This window comes from Agrobacterium sp. NPDC090273, from assembly GCF_044772305.1.
Taxonomy (GTDB): Bacteria; Pseudomonadota; Alphaproteobacteria; order Rhizobiales; family Rhizobiaceae; genus Agrobacterium.
Map to the genome: position 1 here is coordinate 321,478 of NZ_JBIVYN010000001.1, position 16,032 is coordinate 337,509.

15 protein-coding genes are annotated in these 16,032 nt (G+C 59.9%); 13 read left to right on the plus strand and 2 right to left on the minus strand.

Annotation, left to right across the window (positions count from 1 at the left end; translation table 11 throughout):
• Nucleotides 1-795, plus strand: a complete 795-nt coding sequence (exoR, locus tag ACIQT8_RS01565; protein ID WP_138793203.1) for an exopolysaccharide production regulator ExoR — start codon at nucleotides 1-3, stop codon at nucleotides 793-795.
• A gap of 74 nt (nucleotides 796-869) precedes the next feature.
• Here the strand turns inward: exoR and xth are convergent, their stop codons facing one another.
• The gene (gene xth, locus ACIQT8_RS01570) at nucleotides 870-1,667 is read right to left on the minus strand and encodes an exodeoxyribonuclease III (protein ID WP_138793202.1); all 798 of its coding nucleotides are present in this window, start codon (nucleotides 1,665-1,667) and stop codon (nucleotides 870-872) included.
• 95 nt (nucleotides 1,668-1,762) lie between these two features.
• Complete coding sequence (gene erpA / locus ACIQT8_RS01575; protein ID WP_138793201.1) at nucleotides 1,763-2,092, minus strand: iron-sulfur cluster insertion protein ErpA; 330 nt, start codon at nucleotides 2,090-2,092, stop codon at nucleotides 1,763-1,765.
• A gap of 177 nt (nucleotides 2,093-2,269) precedes the next feature.
• Here erpA and ACIQT8_RS01580 point away from each other — a divergent pair, with 177 nt between their 5' ends.
• From ACIQT8_RS01580 to ACIQT8_RS01635, 12 genes are all read left to right on the plus strand, one after another.
• Nucleotides 2,270-3,487: a deoxyguanosinetriphosphate triphosphohydrolase gene (locus ACIQT8_RS01580; RefSeq protein WP_400962697.1), complete on the plus strand. Its 1,218-nt coding sequence runs from the start codon at nucleotides 2,270-2,272 to the stop codon at nucleotides 3,485-3,487.
• Nucleotides 3,488-3,568: 81 nt separating this feature from the next.
• The gene (gene argS, locus ACIQT8_RS01585) at nucleotides 3,569-5,326 is read left to right on the plus strand and encodes an arginine--tRNA ligase (protein WP_262522611.1); all 1,758 of its coding nucleotides are present in this window, start codon (nucleotides 3,569-3,571) and stop codon (nucleotides 5,324-5,326) included.
• 66 nt (nucleotides 5,327-5,392) lie between these two features.
• Complete coding sequence (locus tag ACIQT8_RS01590) at nucleotides 5,393-8,395, plus strand: SPOR domain-containing protein (protein WP_400962700.1); 3,003 nt, start codon at nucleotides 5,393-5,395, stop codon at nucleotides 8,393-8,395.
• A 96-nt stretch (nucleotides 8,396-8,491) separates the two neighbouring features.
• A complete protein-coding gene (gene nagZ / locus ACIQT8_RS01595; protein WP_400962703.1) occupies nucleotides 8,492-9,508 on the plus strand; it encodes a beta-N-acetylhexosaminidase in 1,017 nt (338 codons plus the stop codon).
• A 58-nt stretch (nucleotides 9,509-9,566) separates the two neighbouring features.
• Nucleotides 9,567-10,415 carry a ScpA family protein gene (locus ACIQT8_RS01600; protein ID WP_138793196.1) on the plus strand — a complete coding sequence of 283 codons (849 nt, stop codon included), beginning with the start codon at nucleotides 9,567-9,569 and terminating at the stop codon, nucleotides 10,413-10,415.
• Complete coding sequence (gene scpB, locus ACIQT8_RS01605) at nucleotides 10,405-11,142, plus strand: SMC-Scp complex subunit ScpB (RefSeq protein WP_400962707.1); 738 nt, start codon at nucleotides 10,405-10,407, stop codon at nucleotides 11,140-11,142. The genes ACIQT8_RS01600 and scpB overlap by 11 nt, the downstream gene beginning before the upstream one ends.
• Nucleotides 11,143-11,276: 134 nt before the next feature.
• Nucleotides 11,277-11,486 carry a twin-arginine translocase TatA/TatE family subunit gene (locus ACIQT8_RS01610; protein ID WP_138793194.1) on the plus strand — a complete coding sequence of 70 codons (210 nt, stop codon included), beginning with the start codon at nucleotides 11,277-11,279 and terminating at the stop codon, nucleotides 11,484-11,486.
• 55 nt (nucleotides 11,487-11,541) lie between these two features.
• Nucleotides 11,542-12,264 carry a Sec-independent protein translocase protein TatB gene (gene tatB, locus ACIQT8_RS01615; RefSeq protein WP_400962710.1) on the plus strand — a complete coding sequence of 241 codons (723 nt, stop codon included), beginning with the start codon at nucleotides 11,542-11,544 and terminating at the stop codon, nucleotides 12,262-12,264.
• Nucleotides 12,261-13,064 (plus strand): twin-arginine translocase subunit TatC, encoded by an 804-nt coding sequence (gene tatC, locus ACIQT8_RS01620; RefSeq protein WP_138793192.1) that lies wholly within the window; start codon nucleotides 12,261-12,263, stop codon nucleotides 13,062-13,064. The genes tatB and tatC overlap by 4 nt, the downstream gene beginning before the upstream one ends.
• A 102-nt stretch (nucleotides 13,065-13,166) precedes the next feature.
• Nucleotides 13,167-14,450: a serine--tRNA ligase gene (serS, locus tag ACIQT8_RS01625; protein WP_400962715.1), complete on the plus strand. Its 1,284-nt coding sequence runs from the start codon at nucleotides 13,167-13,169 to the stop codon at nucleotides 14,448-14,450.
• Nucleotides 14,451-14,597: 147 nt separating this feature from the next.
• On the plus strand, nucleotides 14,598-15,368 hold the full coding sequence (surE, locus tag ACIQT8_RS01630; protein ID WP_400962718.1) for a 5'/3'-nucleotidase SurE: 771 nt from the start codon (nucleotides 14,598-14,600) through the stop codon (nucleotides 15,366-15,368).
• Nucleotides 15,365-16,018 (plus strand): protein-L-isoaspartate(D-aspartate) O-methyltransferase, encoded by a 654-nt coding sequence (locus tag ACIQT8_RS01635; protein WP_262522605.1) that lies wholly within the window; start codon nucleotides 15,365-15,367, stop codon nucleotides 16,016-16,018. Before surE ends, ACIQT8_RS01635 begins: the two co-directional genes overlap by 4 nt.
• The last annotated feature ends 14 nt before the right edge of the window (nucleotides 16,019-16,032 follow it).

The window sequence follows — 16,032 nt, forward strand, 5'->3', positions numbered from 1 at the left end:
ATGCTGAAATGTGAAGCCAACGTTATAAAGCCGCTCTTCCTGGGCATGTTGCTTGCGTCGCTCGCAATGCCTGCTGCGGCTTTTGATATCAATGCAGGCGTGACAAAGGAATCCGGCCCCTTTGATCTGTTCAAGTTTGGCTTCAAGGCCTACAAGAACGGCAACAAGGATGAGGCTGTCGAGGCCTACCGTTACGCTGCAGAAAAAGGTCACACCGGTTCCCGTTGGGCGCTGGCCAACATGTATGCCTATGGCGATGGCGTCGCCCAGAACGACTTCGAAGCTTTCAAGATCTACAGCGAAATCGCCAACCAGGGTGTCGAACCTGGCTCGGAAGATACCGGTTTTTTCGTCAACGCTCTCCTGTCTCTCGCCAATTATTACCGCCACGGCATTCCCGGCAGTCCGGTGAAGATGGACATGTCGCAGGCGCGTCAACTCTATTTCCAGGTGGCCTCCACCTTTGGTGTTGCGGAAGCACAGTTCAAGCTGGCGGAGATGATCCTGGCCGGCGAGGGCGGCCGCGCTGATGTGCAACAGGCGAAGAAGTGGCTCAACCAGGCGCGTCGACACGGCCATGCGGGCGCGATGTCGATCTTCGGCAATCTCCTGTTCCAGGAAGGCCAGACGACGCGTGGACTGGCGTTCATGACGGCGGCACTGGACAAGTGCGCGGCAGCCGATTGCACCTGGATTCAGAACATTCAGGAGCAGGCTTTCTCGCTTGCCACCGAGAACGATCGCCGCGCCGCCATTTCGCTCGCACAGAGCATGCGTGGCGAGGATCTGGACTGATCCGTTCGGACTTCATGACATCCTGAACATACCGGTTCGTTGCACTCGAACATGTCTGTTCGAGCGCTTATGCGTCAGTTGACCGGCGAGAAATCGAAGTAACCGCAGACGGGCACGTGGTCTGAAGGTTTTTCCCAGGCGCGAACGTGTTTTTCGATCATGACCGATTGCAGCCGGTCGGACGCTTCCGCCGAAAGCATCAGATGATCGATGCGAATGCCGTTGTTCTTCGGCCAGGCGCCAGCCTGGTAGTCCCAGAAGGTATAAAGACCCGCTGCATCGGTGGTCGCGCGTGCTGCGTCGGTGAGGCCCAGATGCTCCAGCTTGCGGAACGCGGTGCGGGTCTGCGGCAGAAACAGTGCATCGCCTTCCCAAACGCGCGGGTCATGGCAGTCGAACGGTTCGGGGATGACGTTGTAGTCGCCGGCCAGAATGAGCGGCTCTTCCAGTGCAAGACGATCTTCGGCGAAACGACGAAGACGCTCCATCCATGCCAGCTTGTAGGGGTATTTGACCGGATCGTCCGGCGGGTTGCCGTTCGGCAGATAAAGCGAGCAGACACGGATCACGCCGCCTTCGACCGAGAATACACCCTCGATGAAGCGGGCCTGTTCGTCGGCGTCGTCTCCCGGCAGGCCGCGATTGACCTCGTCGGGTTTCACCTTGGAGAGCAGAGCGACGCCGTTGAAGCCTTTCTGGCCGTGGGTCTCGACATGATAACCCAGCGCCTCAATCTCAAGGCGCGGGAAACCCTCGTCGACCGATTTGATTTCCTGGAGGCAAACGATATCGGGCGCGGAATCCTTCAGCCACTGGCAAAGGTTTTCGATACGCGCCTTAACGCCATTGATGTTCCAGGTGGCAATCTTCATCGGTAATTCCTTTTTACAGGAATCCTTTTACCCGATGCGGCAGTGATTGCCACCGTTTTCCCCCGGCGAGGGCGTGGTAGCGGTGGAAAGAAGGGTCAGATCGAGAAGCTGGTGCCGCAGCCGCAGCTTGCGACGGCGTTCGGGTTCTTGATCTGGAACGACTGGCCAAGCAGATTGTCGACGAAGTCGATTTCCGAGCCCGCCATATAGACCACGGACATGCTGTCGATCAGCACCTTGGCGTCGCCGCGGGCGATGACGATATCGTCGTCGGTCGGTTCGCCGTCGAGGTCGAACTTGTAGGAAAAGCCGGAACAGCCGCCACCTTCGACAGAGACGCGAAGAGCCTGTTTTCCAGCCTCGGCAGAGACAATCTGGGCGATTCGTTTTGCGGCGGATTCCGATAGTGTGATGTCAGTCGTCATGTGTTTTCTCCAACCGGGGTCAAGAACCGGCGAGTAAAGTTCTGTGCAAGACCGATTATAAACCAGTCAAATTGGCCGTCTATAGCGTTACCACACAGCGAACGTGCTTTGCGGCAACCTTCGCGATAGGTATGAAGGGTAGATGAAAAGGTCAATGGCCATATGGCAGGACAAGGCATGATAATCGATCAGCGTGCACTGGGGTTTGGAAGCGGAGAGCGTGCGGTTTTCGCCGCCGATCCATGGACGACGCGTGGGCGTCTGTTCCCGGAACCATCCAGTCTGACGCGATCCGAATTCCAGCGCGACCGCGATCGTATCGTCCACACCACGGCGTTTCGCCGGCTCAAGCACAAGACGCAGGTGTTCATCAGCCCGGATGGAGACCACTACCGCACACGCCTGACCCACACCATCGAGGTGGCGCAGATTGCGCGTGCGCTGGCGCGTGCACTGAAACTGGATGAGGATCTGGCCGAGGGCGTCGCACTCGTCCACGATTTTGGCCACACGCCTTTCGGTCATACCGGCGAGGATGCTCTGGATGAAGTGCTGAAGCCCTATGGCGGGTTCGATCATAACGCCCAGTCGCTGCGCATCGTCACCAAGCTGGAGCGCCGCTACGCTGAATATGACGGGATCAATCTCACCTGGGAAACGCTGGAAGGGCTGGTCAAGCATAATGGACCGCTGCTCGACGCCAGGGGCGAGGGCACGCATGGGCCGGTGCCTCTGCCGATCCTCGAATATTGCCAGCTACAGGATCTCGAGATCGGCACCTATGCAAGCCTTGAAGCGCAGGTCGCGGCCATTGCCGATGACATCGCCTACAACACGCACGACATCGATGATGGTCTGCGGGCCGGTTATCTGACCTTCGAGATGCTGGAGGAGGTGCCTTTCCTCAGCGGCCTGATGGCCGAGGTTCGGGAGAAATACCCGAAGCTGGATGAGGACCGTTTTGCCCATGAAATCATGCGCCGGCAAATCACCCGCATGGTGGAAGATGTCATCGGCGTTGCGCAGCATAATCTTGCCAGGCTGAAGCCGAAGAGCGCGGCCGATATTCGCGCCGCCGATCTGACGGTCGCAACCTTCTCGCCGGCGATGGCCGAAACCGACAAGCAGATCAAGAAGCTGCTGTTCGGCCATATCTACCGGCATCCGGAAATCATGCGCATCCGCGCAGGCGCAACACAGATCGTCACCGATCTTTTCCACCGTTATATGGAAACACCTGCCGAAATGCAGAGCCACTACTGGGTGGACAGTATTTCCGGCATGAGTGTCGCGGCCAAGGCCCGCCACGTCGGCGACTATTTGGCTGGGATGACCGACAGTTATGCACTGCGCACCCACCAGCGGCTGTTTGACCATACACCGGATTTACGATAGGGCAGCGGGCGATCGCGAACCCCCGACCGGTGACATATTGCCGGATATCAGAACAGAAAACGCTTCGCGCAGGTTGGAACGATGAATATTTTTGCCGATTTCGATACCAGGATCAAAAACGCGCTCGAGACAGTCGATCTCGTGAAACAGAACCGCGAAAATATCGATTTTGGACGAGTCACCGTCGAAGCGCCGCGTGATGCGAGCCACGGTGATGTGGCGACCAACGCCGCCATGGTGCTGGCAAAGCCGCTTGGCACCAATCCGCGCGCACTGGCGGAACTGATCGTGCCTGCGCTGCAGCAGGACCCGGATGTCGACAGCGTCAATGTTGCCGGTCCCGGCTTCATCAACCTCAAGGTGTCCGTTGGCTACTGGCAGCGCCTGCTGTCGGGCATGATCTCCGAGGGCACCGATTTCGGTCGCTCGAAGGTTGGTGTCGGTCAGAAGATCAACGTTGAATATGTGTCGGCAAACCCGACGGGACCGATGCATGTCGGCCATTGCCGTGGCGCCGTTGTTGGCGACACGCTGGCGAACCTGCTGTCCTTCGCCGGTTATGACGTTACCAAGGAATATTACATCAACGACGCCGGCTCGCAGATCGATGTTCTGGCGCGTTCTGTGTTCCTGCGTTACCGCGAAGCGCTGGGTGAGGATGTCGGCGTCATTCCTCCCGGTCTTTATCCGGGCGACTATCTCGTTCCGGTCGGCCAGGCGCTGGCGGACGAGTACGGCATCAAGCTGCGCACCATGCCGGAAGAAAAGTGGATGCCGATCGTCAAGGACAAGGCGATCGATGCGATGATGGTGATGATCCGTGAGGATCTGGCGGCCCTCAACGTCAAGCATGACGTGTTCTTCTCGGAGCGCACGCTGCATGCGGGCAATGGCGGCCCCATTCTGTCGGCCATCAACGATCTTACTTTCAAGGGCCATGTCTACAAGGGCACGCTGCCGCCGCCGAAGGGAGAGTTGCCGGACGATTGGGAAGACCGCGAACAGACGCTGTTCCGTTCTACAGAGGTCGGCGACGACATGGACCGCGCGCTGATGAAGTCTGACGGCTCCTATACCTACTTCGCGGCTGACGTGGCCTACTTCAAGAACAAGTACGATCGTGGCTTCAACGAGATGATCTACGTGCTCGGCGCCGATCATGGCGGTTACGTCAAGCGTCTCGAGGCGGTGGCGAGAGCTGTCTCCGAAGGCAAGTCGAAACTGACCGTTCTGTTGTGCCAGCTCGTGAAGCTGTTCCGCGACGGTGAGCCGGTGAAGATGTCGAAGCGCTCCGGTGATTTCGTCACTTTGCGCGATGTTGTGGATGAAGTCGGTCGTGATCCGGTGCGATTCATGATGCTCTATCGGAAGAATTCCGAGCCGCTCGACTTCGATTTTGCGAAAGTAACGGAACAATCGAAGGATAATCCGGTCTTTTACGTGCAGTATGCGCATGCGCGTTGCATGTCCGTGTTCCGGCAGGCGAAAGAAGCGTTTCCGGGGCTTGCTCCGACGCAGGAAGAGCTGGCTGCCTCTGCATCATTGATTAGTGATATCAATGAGTTGCAGCTTGTTGCTAAGCTTGCGGAATATCCGCGCCTGATCGAGTCTGCAGCGCTGACGCATGAGCCTCATCGCCTCGCATTTTACCTTTATGACCTGGCAAGTTTCTTCCACGGACACTGGAATAAAGGTAAAGACCAGCCGGAATTACGTTTTGTTAACGATAAAAACCGAGAATTGAGCATTGCCAGACTCGGGCTGGTGAATGCTGTCGCGAATGTTTTGAAGTCCGGACTTGCTCTTTTGGGAGCGGACGCACCTGACGAAATGCGATAACATATCACCATTATTTGCTCACAATACGCTGGCAAGAGCTGCAATGCGTAGATGGTGGAACACGTAATGGTCGAAAAAAATGTCGCGTATAACCGGGGCAACCGGTCCGAGGAATTCGCTGACAATGATCCTTTGGCAGAGCTGGCGCGTATCGTCGGCTTCGAGGATCGTCCTTCGCATGTGACGTCCCAGGCTACGCAGTCCGCTGCGTCGCCCGATGTCCGGCGCGAACCCGAATTCAATCTTGAAGACGAACTTCTGCGCGAGTTCGAGGTCTATGACGCGCCAAGCGCCGATCCGGTCGTTCTCGATCCGGCCAACGACGTGCGCGGCGGCATTCATGCCGGCGATTTCATGCAGCGCGTCGAATCCGTTTTCGCACGTCGCGAGCCGGAATTTGCGCCGGTCGAAGAGCCGCAGGTCAGGGAAGAGCCGCTTCCCGGCGCGGAGTTCGCCTATGCGCAGCAGGATGAGGGCGCACACGCCTTCGATATCCGCAATGATTTCCGTGATGATGCAGGCGCTGTCGCCGAAGTGTTCGACGTACAGCCTCGCGAGCCACAGCCGGTAGCTTACGAAGAGCCGGTTTACGAACAGGCCGCATGGCAGCCGGAGCCATCCTTCGAGCCGCAGCAGGCCGAATGGCATGAAATGCCTGCGCTGCCTGCCGATATTTCCTCGAGCGCACAGCCCTATGCACATGCCGAGGTCGCACAGGTTCCGACGTTCGATCTCGCCGACGAGGTCGAGCAGGCGGTTGCTGCAGAAGCGCCGGTGACGCCAGCGCCCGTTCAGCCGCATGTCGCTCCTTCCGTCCGCGCCCCGTCGCAGGTTGGCCGTTCGTCGTTGGAGTTCTCCGGCCTTCGTCTGCCGCTTGCCAATTTCGGCGCCCGCCGGGATGTGCCGGCTGCCGAACCGCGCCGTGTCGAGGCCCGTGTCGAGCCGACACCGGTTACAGTTCAGGCACAGGATGCTGCAGCCACCTTCGCGCCTGTCGCCGAGGTTGCGGCCACGCCTTCCGCAGACCAGCTTTCGCCAATGGACGAGCTGATCTACGACGTTGCCAAATACTCCATTCCGACCCGCGCGCCGGAAGCTCCCGCCGCGCAGGAGCCTGTTGCTGCCGCTCCCGTTCGCAGGGAACCGGTTGTTGAAGCCGTTGCTCCGAAGCCCGTCGAAGCGCCTGTGATGGCCGATTTTGACGGTTTCAACGACGACGATTTCGAACTGGCTCTCGATGATCTCGATCTGGATCTCGACCTGTCGGAAATCGCTTCCATCGATGTTGTCTCCGAGCCGCAGCCTGTCGCAGCCGCACCGGCACCAGTCGTTGCTGCGCAGCCGAAGCCTGCGCCTGTCGCGCCGCCGATCCCTGTTCGGGTCGCCACGCCGCCGGCACAGCGTCCTGCGACTGTCACGGTTGCTGCCGCACCTGTTGTTGCTGCTGCAAGCCGCGTTTCTGCCCCGGCTCCTGTTGTTGCGGCGCCTGCGCCCGTTGCCGTAGTACCGGCTCCGCGTCCGGCAGCGCCTGTTGCCGCAGCGCCGGCACCGCAAGTGGCCGAGCCCGCCTCGCTTGAAAGCCTGCCGTTCGATCCTTCGCAGATCGGCGAAACCGAGGAGCATCCGGAAACCATCACCGAGATGGATGTTCCGGAACTGCCGGTTGCCGCTTTCGAACCGAAGCCTGTTCGCCGTCAGGAAGAAGACCTCGACATCGACACTGAACTCGCGGCCCTGTTTGCGCCCGCAGTGACGGGTGGTCTTGATCGCCATAAACATGCCGAAGCCCGCGGAAACGCCCAGCAGGCACGTCCTGCCGCGCCGGCGCCGCAGGATGTCGACGAGTTCGAGCGCGCACTGGAAGAGGACTTCCGTCGCTCCATGCAGGAAGCCTCGGTGTCTCGCGGCAACCAGATGCAGGACGATGGTTATGCCGACCATCAGGCAGCTTATCGTGGTGAAGAAGAACGTTCCGGTCGCCGCTGGCTGATGCCGGTTGCGGCAGCCGTTGGCCTAGTGCTGATCGGTGGTGGTGTCTACGCTCTGATGTTCGGCGGTTCGTCGAGCACGGGCTCCGGCGGCGCGCCGGTCATCATTTCCGCCGACAACGATCCGACCAAAGTCGTTCCGGAAAATCCGGGCGGTCGTGTTGTCCCGAACCAGGACAAGGCCGTTTATGATCGCGTTGCCGGTGGCAGCGCTGCAGATCCGAAGCAGCCGTCGCTGATTTCCAGCAGCGAAGAGCCTGTCGATGTGGTTCAGCGTACGCTGATCCCCGAGCAGCTTCCGCTGGAAGGTGAAAACGACGGTGAAATGGAAGCCGCAGGTACGCCTGTTGGTGAAACCGAAGATCCGCGCCTCCTGTCTCCGCAGGAAAAGGCCGCACAGACGGAAACGGCTGCGACCCCAGGCGTTTCGCCGCGCAAGGTCCGCACGATGATCGTCAAGCCCGACGGCACGCTCGTTGCGCAGGAAATCGATGCTCCGGCAGCACCACAGCCGGCGGCTGACAAGGTTGCCGAGCTGGCGGCGCCGCCGGTGAACAATGCGGGTGAGGGTGCTCCGGCCGTGATCGCCGCATCGCGTGTTGCCGTCACGCCTGAACCGGCGCAGCCACACACGCCTGCTGCAACGACGGCTCCGGCTGCCAACCAGAACGGCGCTCCTGTTCCGTCGGCTCGTCCGTCCGCTCAGCCTGCCAACGTGGTTGCGACCGTGACCAATCAGGGCAATGTTCGCCCGACGACGCCGGCAACGCCTGCGCAGCCGCAGGCCACGCAGCAGACGGCTGCGGCGGCCCCGGCTGTCACGAACACGGCGTCTTCCGGTGGTTATTACGTTCAGGTTGCCTCCTTGCCGAGCCAGGCTGAAGCGCAGAAGTCCTACCAGAGCCTGTCCGCCAAGTTCGGTTCCGTCATCGGCGGCCGCGGCGTGGACATCAAGGCAGCCGAAATTGCCGGCAAGGGCACGTTCTACCGCGTCCGCATCCCGGCCGGTGACAAGAACGAAGCTGTAGCGTTGTGCGAACGCTACCGCGCTGCCGGCGGAAGCTGCCTCGTCGCACGCTGATACCAGACCCTTTCAAGACAAAAGCCGGGACCGACCACGCTCCCGGCTTTTTTGTGGCCTTCCTTCCCTTTCTGTTTCTTTTGCGGGCATGACATCATGACAGTTTCCAAAGCTATGATCCTTGGGTGCAGCGGTCTTGAACTGACGGCGGACGAAATCTCCCTTTATCGCGATGAGCGCCCCTGGGGCTTCATTTTGTTCGGTCGCAATATCGGCGAGCCGCAGCAGATTACCGATCTGGTCGCATCGATGCGTGACGCTATCGGCCGCCCGAATGCGCCGGTGCTGATCGATCAGGAAGGCGGACGTGTGCAGCGCATCAAGCCGCCGATCCTTCAGGCCTATCCGAACGCCCGCATTCTCGGCGAGATCTATGAGCGCGATCGCGAGGCGGGATTGCGTGCGGCCTGGCTGATGTCGCGCCTGCATGCCTTCGATCTGATGAGGTTCGGCATCAATGTCGATTGCCTGCCGGTGCTTGACGTGCCGGTGGAAGGCGCCAGCAACGTCATCGGCAACCGCGCCTATGGTTACGCGCCTGAGATGGTTGCGGAGATGGGGCAGGCGGCCGCCAATGGCCTGAAGGCTGGCGGCATGCTGCCGGTGATGAAGCATATGCCCGGCCATGGTCGCGGCATGGTGGATTCGCATCACGAGTTGCCTGTGGTCGATGTTCCTCTCGATGAACTGGATCGTCACGACTTCGTGCCGTTCCGCGCCCTCCGACACGAATTGATGGCGATGAGCGCGCATCTCGTTTTCAATGCCGTCGATCGCGAACGCCCGGCCACCACTTCTGCCAAGGTCATCGATGAGATCATCCGTGGCCGTATCGGCTTCGACGGTCTGCTGATGTCGGACGACAGCTCGATGAATGCGCTCAAGGGCACGCTTGGCGAGCGGGCGGCGAATATTGTTGAGGGCGGCTGTGATATAGTCTTGCATTGCAACGGCGTGATGGGTGAAATGCTTCAGGTCGTGAAGGAAGTTCCCGTCCTTTCCGGCCGCGCCCTGGAGCGCGCACGCGCCGTCGAGATCGGCTTTACGGTCGCGGATGCAGCCGATGAGGCGGAACTGAGAGCCGAATTCAACGCCATGTGGGCCGTTTCCTGAAAAACAGTCGGCGCCATCTGGGTAGGGACGACAGGCCGGAAACCCGGCGGATGGAGCAATGGCGGCAGACAAGTCTCGCAATTCGACACCGATGGAGAAGCTCTGGCAGGATGTGACGCCAGAGCGGCTGACCGGCGAAGCTGCGTTTGTCATCGACGTGGCCGGCTTCGAAGGTCCACTCGATCTGCTGTTGCATCTTGCCCGGACCCAGAAGGTCGATCTGTCCCGCATCTCGGTGCTGGCGCTGGCCGAACAATATCTGCAGTTTGTAGAAAGCGCGCGTCGGGTGCGCATCGAGCTTGCCGCCGACTATCTGGTGATGGCGGCGTGGCTTGCCTTCCTCAAATCCAAGCTTCTCATTCCCCAGCAGGCCAAGGACGACGGTCCCTCGGGTGAAGAAATGGCCGCGACGCTGGCTTTCCGGCTGAAACGTCTGGAGGCGATGCGCGATGCGGCGGAGAAGCTCGTCAATCGCGACCAGCTGGGCCGCGATGTGTTTGCCCGCGGCGCCCCCGAACATATCCCGCATGTCAGCCGCTCCTCTTATGATGCAAGTCTCTACGACCTGCTCAGTGCTTACGCCAATCTCCGGCAACGTCAGGCCATCACGCAGGTCACGATTGAAAAACGCCAGGTCTGGTCCCTTGTGGAGGCCCGTGAGCTTCTGACCAGCCTTCTGGGCGATGTTGGTGAATGGACGGCCCTCGATCATTATCTGCTGCGTTATGTGCCGGACCCGGCAATGCGCGTAACGGCGATTGCCAGCGCTTTTGCGGCCTCTCTGGAGCTGGTGCGTGAAGGTTCGCTGCAGATCCGGCAGGAGGGGGCGTTCCAGCCCATCTACGTGCGCAAGGGCGAGCGAGGCGGCGAGGCTGATGCAGCCGAAAGGACCAGGAATGACGTCTGAGCACAATACTGGCGATGAAGCCGTTTTGATGACGGACACGGTCGGCGACGACCCGGCGGTGTTTTCCGAGCGCCAGCTAAAAGAGGCCGAACGGATTGCCGAGGCGCTGGTGTTCGCCTCTGCCGAGCCGGTTTCGGAAGCCTTCATTGCCGAGCGCCTGCCGCGTGGCATGGACGTGGCGGCGCTGATGTGGAAGCTCAAGGTGTTCTACAATGGCCGTGGGGTCGGTCTCATTCAGGTGGGCGGCAACTGGGCGTTCCGCACGGCGGGCGATTTGTCCTTCGTGATCCGCACCGACGAGAAGGAACCGAAGAAGCTGTCGCGTGCAGCGCTGGAGGTTCTTGCCATCATCGCCTACCACCAGCCGGTGACCCGCGCCGAGATCGAAGAGATTCGCGGTGTGCAGACCTCACGCGGCACGCTCGACGTGTTGATGGAGGCGGGCTGGGTGCGGTTTCGCGGGCGCAGGCGCACCCCCGGCCGCCCGGTCACGATCGGAACGACGGTCGAATTTCTCGATCATTTCGGGCTTGAGGAGCTGCGCGATCTTCCAGGTCTCGAAGAGCTGAAGGGGGCAGGGCTGCTCTCCGGCCGCATCCCCTCCAATTTCGGCGTCCCGTTGCCGATGATGAGCGACGACCTGCGTGAAGACGAGGACCCGATCACCCAGCTCGATCTGGAAGAGCTCGGATTGCTGGCACCAAGCGGTGGCGACGGCGACGATTGATCGACTTGTGCTTCTGCACGGAAATTGTGCGGAAAAAGATTCTGCGCACTCATTGTTGAAGAGGCGATTTGCTGTTTGAAAAACCACGTCAAACATCTTACATCGTCTGAAAGCGAAATTCAGGAGTTTCAGTTATGGGTTCTTTTAGTGTGTGGCATTGGCTAATCGTGCTGGTGATCGTTCTCGTCCTCTTCGGACGTGGCAAGATCCCGGAACTGATGGGCGATGTTGCAAAGGGCATCAAGAGCTTCAAGAAGGGTATCGCTGACGAAGATCAGACGCCGCCGCAGTCTACCGATGCAAATTCGAAGACTGTCGAGCACAAGGCTGACGAGATCAAGTAAGCAGGGTTTTCCCTGTTTGCTTTGAGATTGCCGAACCGGTTTCGGGAGCGTTTTGATGTTAGATATCGGCTGGAGCGAGCTTCTGGTGATTGCGGTCGTGTTGATCGTGGTCGTCGGACCCAAAGACTTGCCGCCCATGATCCGCGCCTTCGGCAAGACGATGGCGGGTCTTCGAAAGATGGCGGGTGATTTCCGCACCCAGTTTGATGAGGCCTTGAAAGAGGCCGACATGGACGACGTGCGCCAGACCATATCCGACGTCCGCAATCTCAATCCGACAAACTCGTTGCGCGACGCGATGAACCCGCTGCGCCAGCTTGGCAACGACATCAAGTCGGACCTGCAGAAAGCGGCGACGCCTGCCGCAACCTCTGCACCCGCGACGAGCGAGCCTGTTGCACCGCTCGTCAGCGTGCCAGAACCGGACATGAAGCTGCCGGATACGCCTCCGGTCGAGGCTGTCGGCCCGGCCACGTCGGCTCCTGCCGTTGCAACGGCATCTGAAGCTGGCGAGACCAAGCCGAAGCGCAGCCGCGCCAAGAAGGTACTGGCTGCCGACACTGTCGCGACAGCAGATGTTCCGGCACCAGCGGCTCCGGTTGCTGCAAAGCCGAAGCGCGTTGCGGCAAAGAAAGTGCCGGCAAGTGCAGAGACCGTTGCGGCCGCACCGAAGAAGGCCGCAGTCAAGAAGCCGGCTGCGCCAAAGGACGGCGTCAAGGCGGCCGCGGCAAAGACGGCAAAACCAAAGGCTGCAAAGGCCAAGAAGGATGAAGCATGAGTGAGGAAATCGAGGATAAGCCCCAGCCGCTTATCGAACACCTCATGGAACTGCGCACGCGACTGATGTGGTCGCTCGGTGCGTTCTTCGTTGCCTTCATCGCCTGTTTTGCCGTTGCCAAGCATCTCTTCAACCTGCTTGTCATTCCCTATAAGTGGGCGGTTCTGTGGGCTGGCCTGGACGTGACGAAATCGTCGCTGATCTACACGGCGCCGCAGGAATTCTTCTTCACGCAGATCAAGGTCGCCATGTTCGGCGCCATGGTCATCGCGTTTCCGGTTATCGCCTCGCAGCTTTACAAGTTCGTGGCGCCCGGCCTTTACAAGAACGAGCGTGCAGCATTCCTGCCGTTTCTGGTCGCATCGCCGATCCTGTTCCTGATTGGTGCGGCGCTCGTCTACTTCTTCTTCACACCCATGGTGATGTGGTTCTTCCTGGCCATGCAGCAATTGCCTGAGGACGGTGAAGTCGCAATTTCGCTGATGCCGAAGGTTTCGGAATATCTCAGCCTCATCATGACGCTGGTGCTGTCTTTCGGTCTGGTTTTTCAGTTGCCTGTCGTAACGACCCTGCTTGCCCGTGTCGGCATTCTGACGAGCGACTGGCTGCGGGAAAAGCGCAAATTCGCCATCGTGCTGGCCTTCGTGGTTGCCGCGGTGCTGACGCCCCCCGATCCGATGTCCCAGATCGGTCTTGCGCTGCCTGCGATCATTCTCTACGAGATTTCCATCTACATGGCTCGACTCGTGGAGAAGAAGCGCGCTGCGGAATCCGCAACCACGGAGCTGGAAGAAACCTGACGTTCAAGGCTCTTTCCGCTTCAACGACTTCTACACGCCGGGTCTTCGCCCGGCGTTTTGCTGACATATTGCCGGCGACGCAAACAACGGTCTGGAACGACGATGCACGACATTAAATGGATACGTGAAAACCCTGAAGCTTTCGATGCGGGCCTTGCTCGCCGTGGCGCCGAGCCTGCAGCCGCAGGCCTGATCGCTCTCGATGAGAAACGCCGTTCCGTCATCCAGTCCCTGCAGGACATGCAGTCGCGCCGCAACGCGGCGTCGAAGGAAATCGGCGCTGCGATGGCGCAGAAGAATGCCGAACTGGCCGAGAAGCTGAAGGCGGAAGTTGCCGCCATCAAGGAAAACATGCCGCGCGCCGAGGAGGAGGACCGTCAGGTCACCGCCGAGCTCAACGATGCCCTGTCGCGCCTGCCGAACATTCCGCTTGAGGATGTTCCCGAAGGCAAGGATGAGCATGACAACGTCGTTGCCCGCGTTGTTGGCCAGAAGCCTGGCTGGAACCACGAAGCCAAGGAACACTTCGACATCGGCGAAGCGCTTGGTTACATGGATTTCGAGCGTGCCGCGAAGCTTTCGGGTTCGCGCTTTACCGTTCTGACCAGCCAGCTCGCCCGTCTGGAGCGTGCGCTCGGTCAGTTCATGATCGACCTGCACACCGGTGAGCACGGTTATACGGAGGTGTCGTCGCCGCTTCTGGTGCGTGACGAGGCGATGTTCGGTACCGGCCAGCTTCCGAAGTTCTCGGAAGACCTGTTCAGGACAACCGACGGTCGCTGGTTGATCCCGACGGCTGAGGTGACGCTGACCAACCTGGTTGCCGCCGAAATTCTCGACGGTGAAAAGCTGCCGCTGCGCTTTACCGCGCTGACGCCGTCCTTCCGTTCGGAAGCGGGCTCTGCAGGGCGCGATACGCGCGGCATGCTGCGCCAGCACCAGTTCTGGAAGTGTGAACTTGTTTCGATCACCGATGCGGAAAGCTCGATTGCCGAGCACGAGCGCATGACGGCCTGCGCCGAGGAAGTTCTGAAGCGTCTTGGCCTGCATTTCCGCACCATGACGCTGTGCACCGGCGACATGGGCTTCGGCGCCCGCAAGACCTATGACCTTGAGGTCTGGCTGCCGGGACAGAACACCTACCGCGAAATCTCGTCCTGCTCGGTCTGCGGTGATTTCCAGGGCCGTCGCATGAATGCGCGTTATCGCAGCAAGAACGACAAGGCCACGAAGTTCGTTCACACGCTGAACGGTTCGGGCACCGCTGTCGGCCGCTGCCTGATCGCCGTTCTCGAAAATTATCTGAACGAAGACGGTTCTGTCACAATTCCTGACGTGCTGCTCCCCTATATGGGCGGCCTAAAGCGGATCGAAAAAGCGGCCTGAGTTTCACGGTCAGTTTCCGATTTCGTCATTCCGGCGTCGAGCCGGACCTGTCAGCCCAGGAATTTGGGCTGACAAAGGGCATTCCCGCCGCGGTAAGGCTGGCGGAGAGGTTCGAAGCGCGAATGAAACGGGTTGCGGGGGATTGATATGCGGATTCTGTTGACGAATGACGATGGCATTCATGCCGAGGGTCTGGCGGTGCTGGAGCGGATCGCCCGCACGCTGTCCGACGATGTCTGGATCGTTGCGCCTGAAACCGATCAGAGCGGTCTGGCGCATTCGCTGACACTGTCCGAGCCGCTGCGGCTGCGCAAGGTTTCCGACAAGCATTATGCGCTACGCGGCACACCGACCGATTGCGTCATCATGGGCATTCGCGAAGTCCTGCCGGAAAAGCCTGACCTCGTTCTGTCCGGCGTCAATGCCGGTGCCAACATGGCCGATGACGTGACCTATTCAGGCACGATCGCCGGTGCCATCGAAGGCACGTTGCAGGGCGTTCGCTCCTTCGCGCTCAGCCAGGCGTTCAACCATGCTGAAGGCAGTGTCACGCCTTGGGAGGTCGCCGAGACCTATGCGCCGGATCTCATCCGCAAGCTGATGAATGTCGACCTGCCTGACGGGACATTCCTCAACCTCAATTTCCCGAATTGTGCACCGAAAGATGTGCAGGGCGTTTCCGTAACCGGGCAGGGTAAGCTCGATTTCGGTCTGACAGTGGAAGAGCGCAAGGACGGCCGTGGTTTTCCTTATTACTGGCTGCGCTTCGGCGAGCGTCTCGGCACGTTCCGCGAAGGCACGGATATCCACGCTTTGAAACACGGCAAGATTTCGGTCACACCGTTGAAGCTTGACCTGACGGACTACACGGTCAAGGATCGTGTTGCACAGGCACTGGGATTCGGAGTCGCCGATTGAAATCTGCAATGGTCGAAAAGGAAGGTTTTGCTGCTCTCGTGCTTCGGCTGAGGGGCGAGGGGATTTCCGACCTCGATCTCCTGACGGCTGTGGAACAGACCCCGCGTTCCAAATTCGTGCCGGCACAATTCGCCGCCGACGCCTATTCCACCCGCACGATCCCGCTTGACTGCGGTTCCTTCATGGAAGGGGCTGACATGGCAGTCAAGATTCTTGCCCGCCTGCAATTGAAGCCGGGACAGCGCGTTCTGGAAATCGGCACGGGCAGCGGCTTCATGACGGCGATCATGGCGCGGCGTGTCGAGCGGGTTTTCTCGCTCGAGCGTTTCAAGACGCTGGTTCAGGCGGCGCAGAACAATCTCGACGACCTCTCGATTCGCAATGTCGTCATCCGCCAGGCGGATGGCAGCAATGGGCTCGTGGGTGAGGGTACGTTCGATCGAATCGTTTCGACGGCGGCGTTCACCACCATGCCCCGGTTTTTCGCGGAACAGATCGTCTCCGGCGGCATGATGATTGCGCCCGTCATCACCGAAGACGAGCGCTGTGTCATGACGCGCTTTTCCAAGACCGGCAGCCGATTCGAGCGGGAAGAGCTGTTCGAGACGCCATATCTGCCTCTGGCAACCCACATTGCGCGTCATTTGTGACAAAATGAAATTTT

Excerpts from the sequence above, each read along its gene's own strand:
- ACIQT8_RS01610 (WP_138793194.1), top strand. The coding sequence starts at position 11,277 with ATGGGTTCTTTTAGTGTGTGGCATTGGCTAATCGTGCTGGTGATCGTT.
- serS (WP_400962715.1), top strand. The coding sequence starts at position 13,167 with ATGCACGACATTAAATGGATACGTGAAAACCCTGAAGCTTTCGATGCG.
- ACIQT8_RS01590 (WP_400962700.1), top strand. The coding sequence starts at position 5,393 with ATGGTCGAAAAAAATGTCGCGTATAACCGGGGCAACCGGTCCGAGGAA.
- tatC (WP_138793192.1), top strand. The coding sequence starts at position 12,261 with ATGAGTGAGGAAATCGAGGATAAGCCCCAGCCGCTTATCGAACACCTC.
- tatB (WP_400962710.1), top strand. The coding sequence starts at position 11,542 with ATGTTAGATATCGGCTGGAGCGAGCTTCTGGTGATTGCGGTCGTGTTG.
- exoR (WP_138793203.1), top strand. The coding sequence starts at position 1 with ATGCTGAAATGTGAAGCCAACGTTATAAAGCCGCTCTTCCTGGGCATG.
- erpA (WP_138793201.1), bottom strand. The coding sequence starts at position 2,092 with ATGACGACTGACATCACACTATCGGAATCCGCCGCAAAACGAATCGCC.
- ACIQT8_RS01600 (WP_138793196.1), top strand. The coding sequence starts at position 9,567 with ATGGCGGCAGACAAGTCTCGCAATTCGACACCGATGGAGAAGCTCTGG.
- argS (WP_262522611.1), top strand. The coding sequence starts at position 3,569 with ATGAATATTTTTGCCGATTTCGATACCAGGATCAAAAACGCGCTCGAG.
- ACIQT8_RS01580 (WP_400962697.1), top strand. The coding sequence starts at position 2,270 with ATGATAATCGATCAGCGTGCACTGGGGTTTGGAAGCGGAGAGCGTGCG.
- nagZ (WP_400962703.1), top strand. The coding sequence starts at position 8,492 with ATGACAGTTTCCAAAGCTATGATCCTTGGGTGCAGCGGTCTTGAACTG.
- surE (WP_400962718.1), top strand. The coding sequence starts at position 14,598 with ATGCGGATTCTGTTGACGAATGACGATGGCATTCATGCCGAGGGTCTG.
- xth (WP_138793202.1), bottom strand. The coding sequence starts at position 1,667 with ATGAAGATTGCCACCTGGAACATCAATGGCGTTAAGGCGCGTATCGAA.
- scpB (WP_400962707.1), top strand. The coding sequence starts at position 10,405 with ATGACGTCTGAGCACAATACTGGCGATGAAGCCGTTTTGATGACGGAC.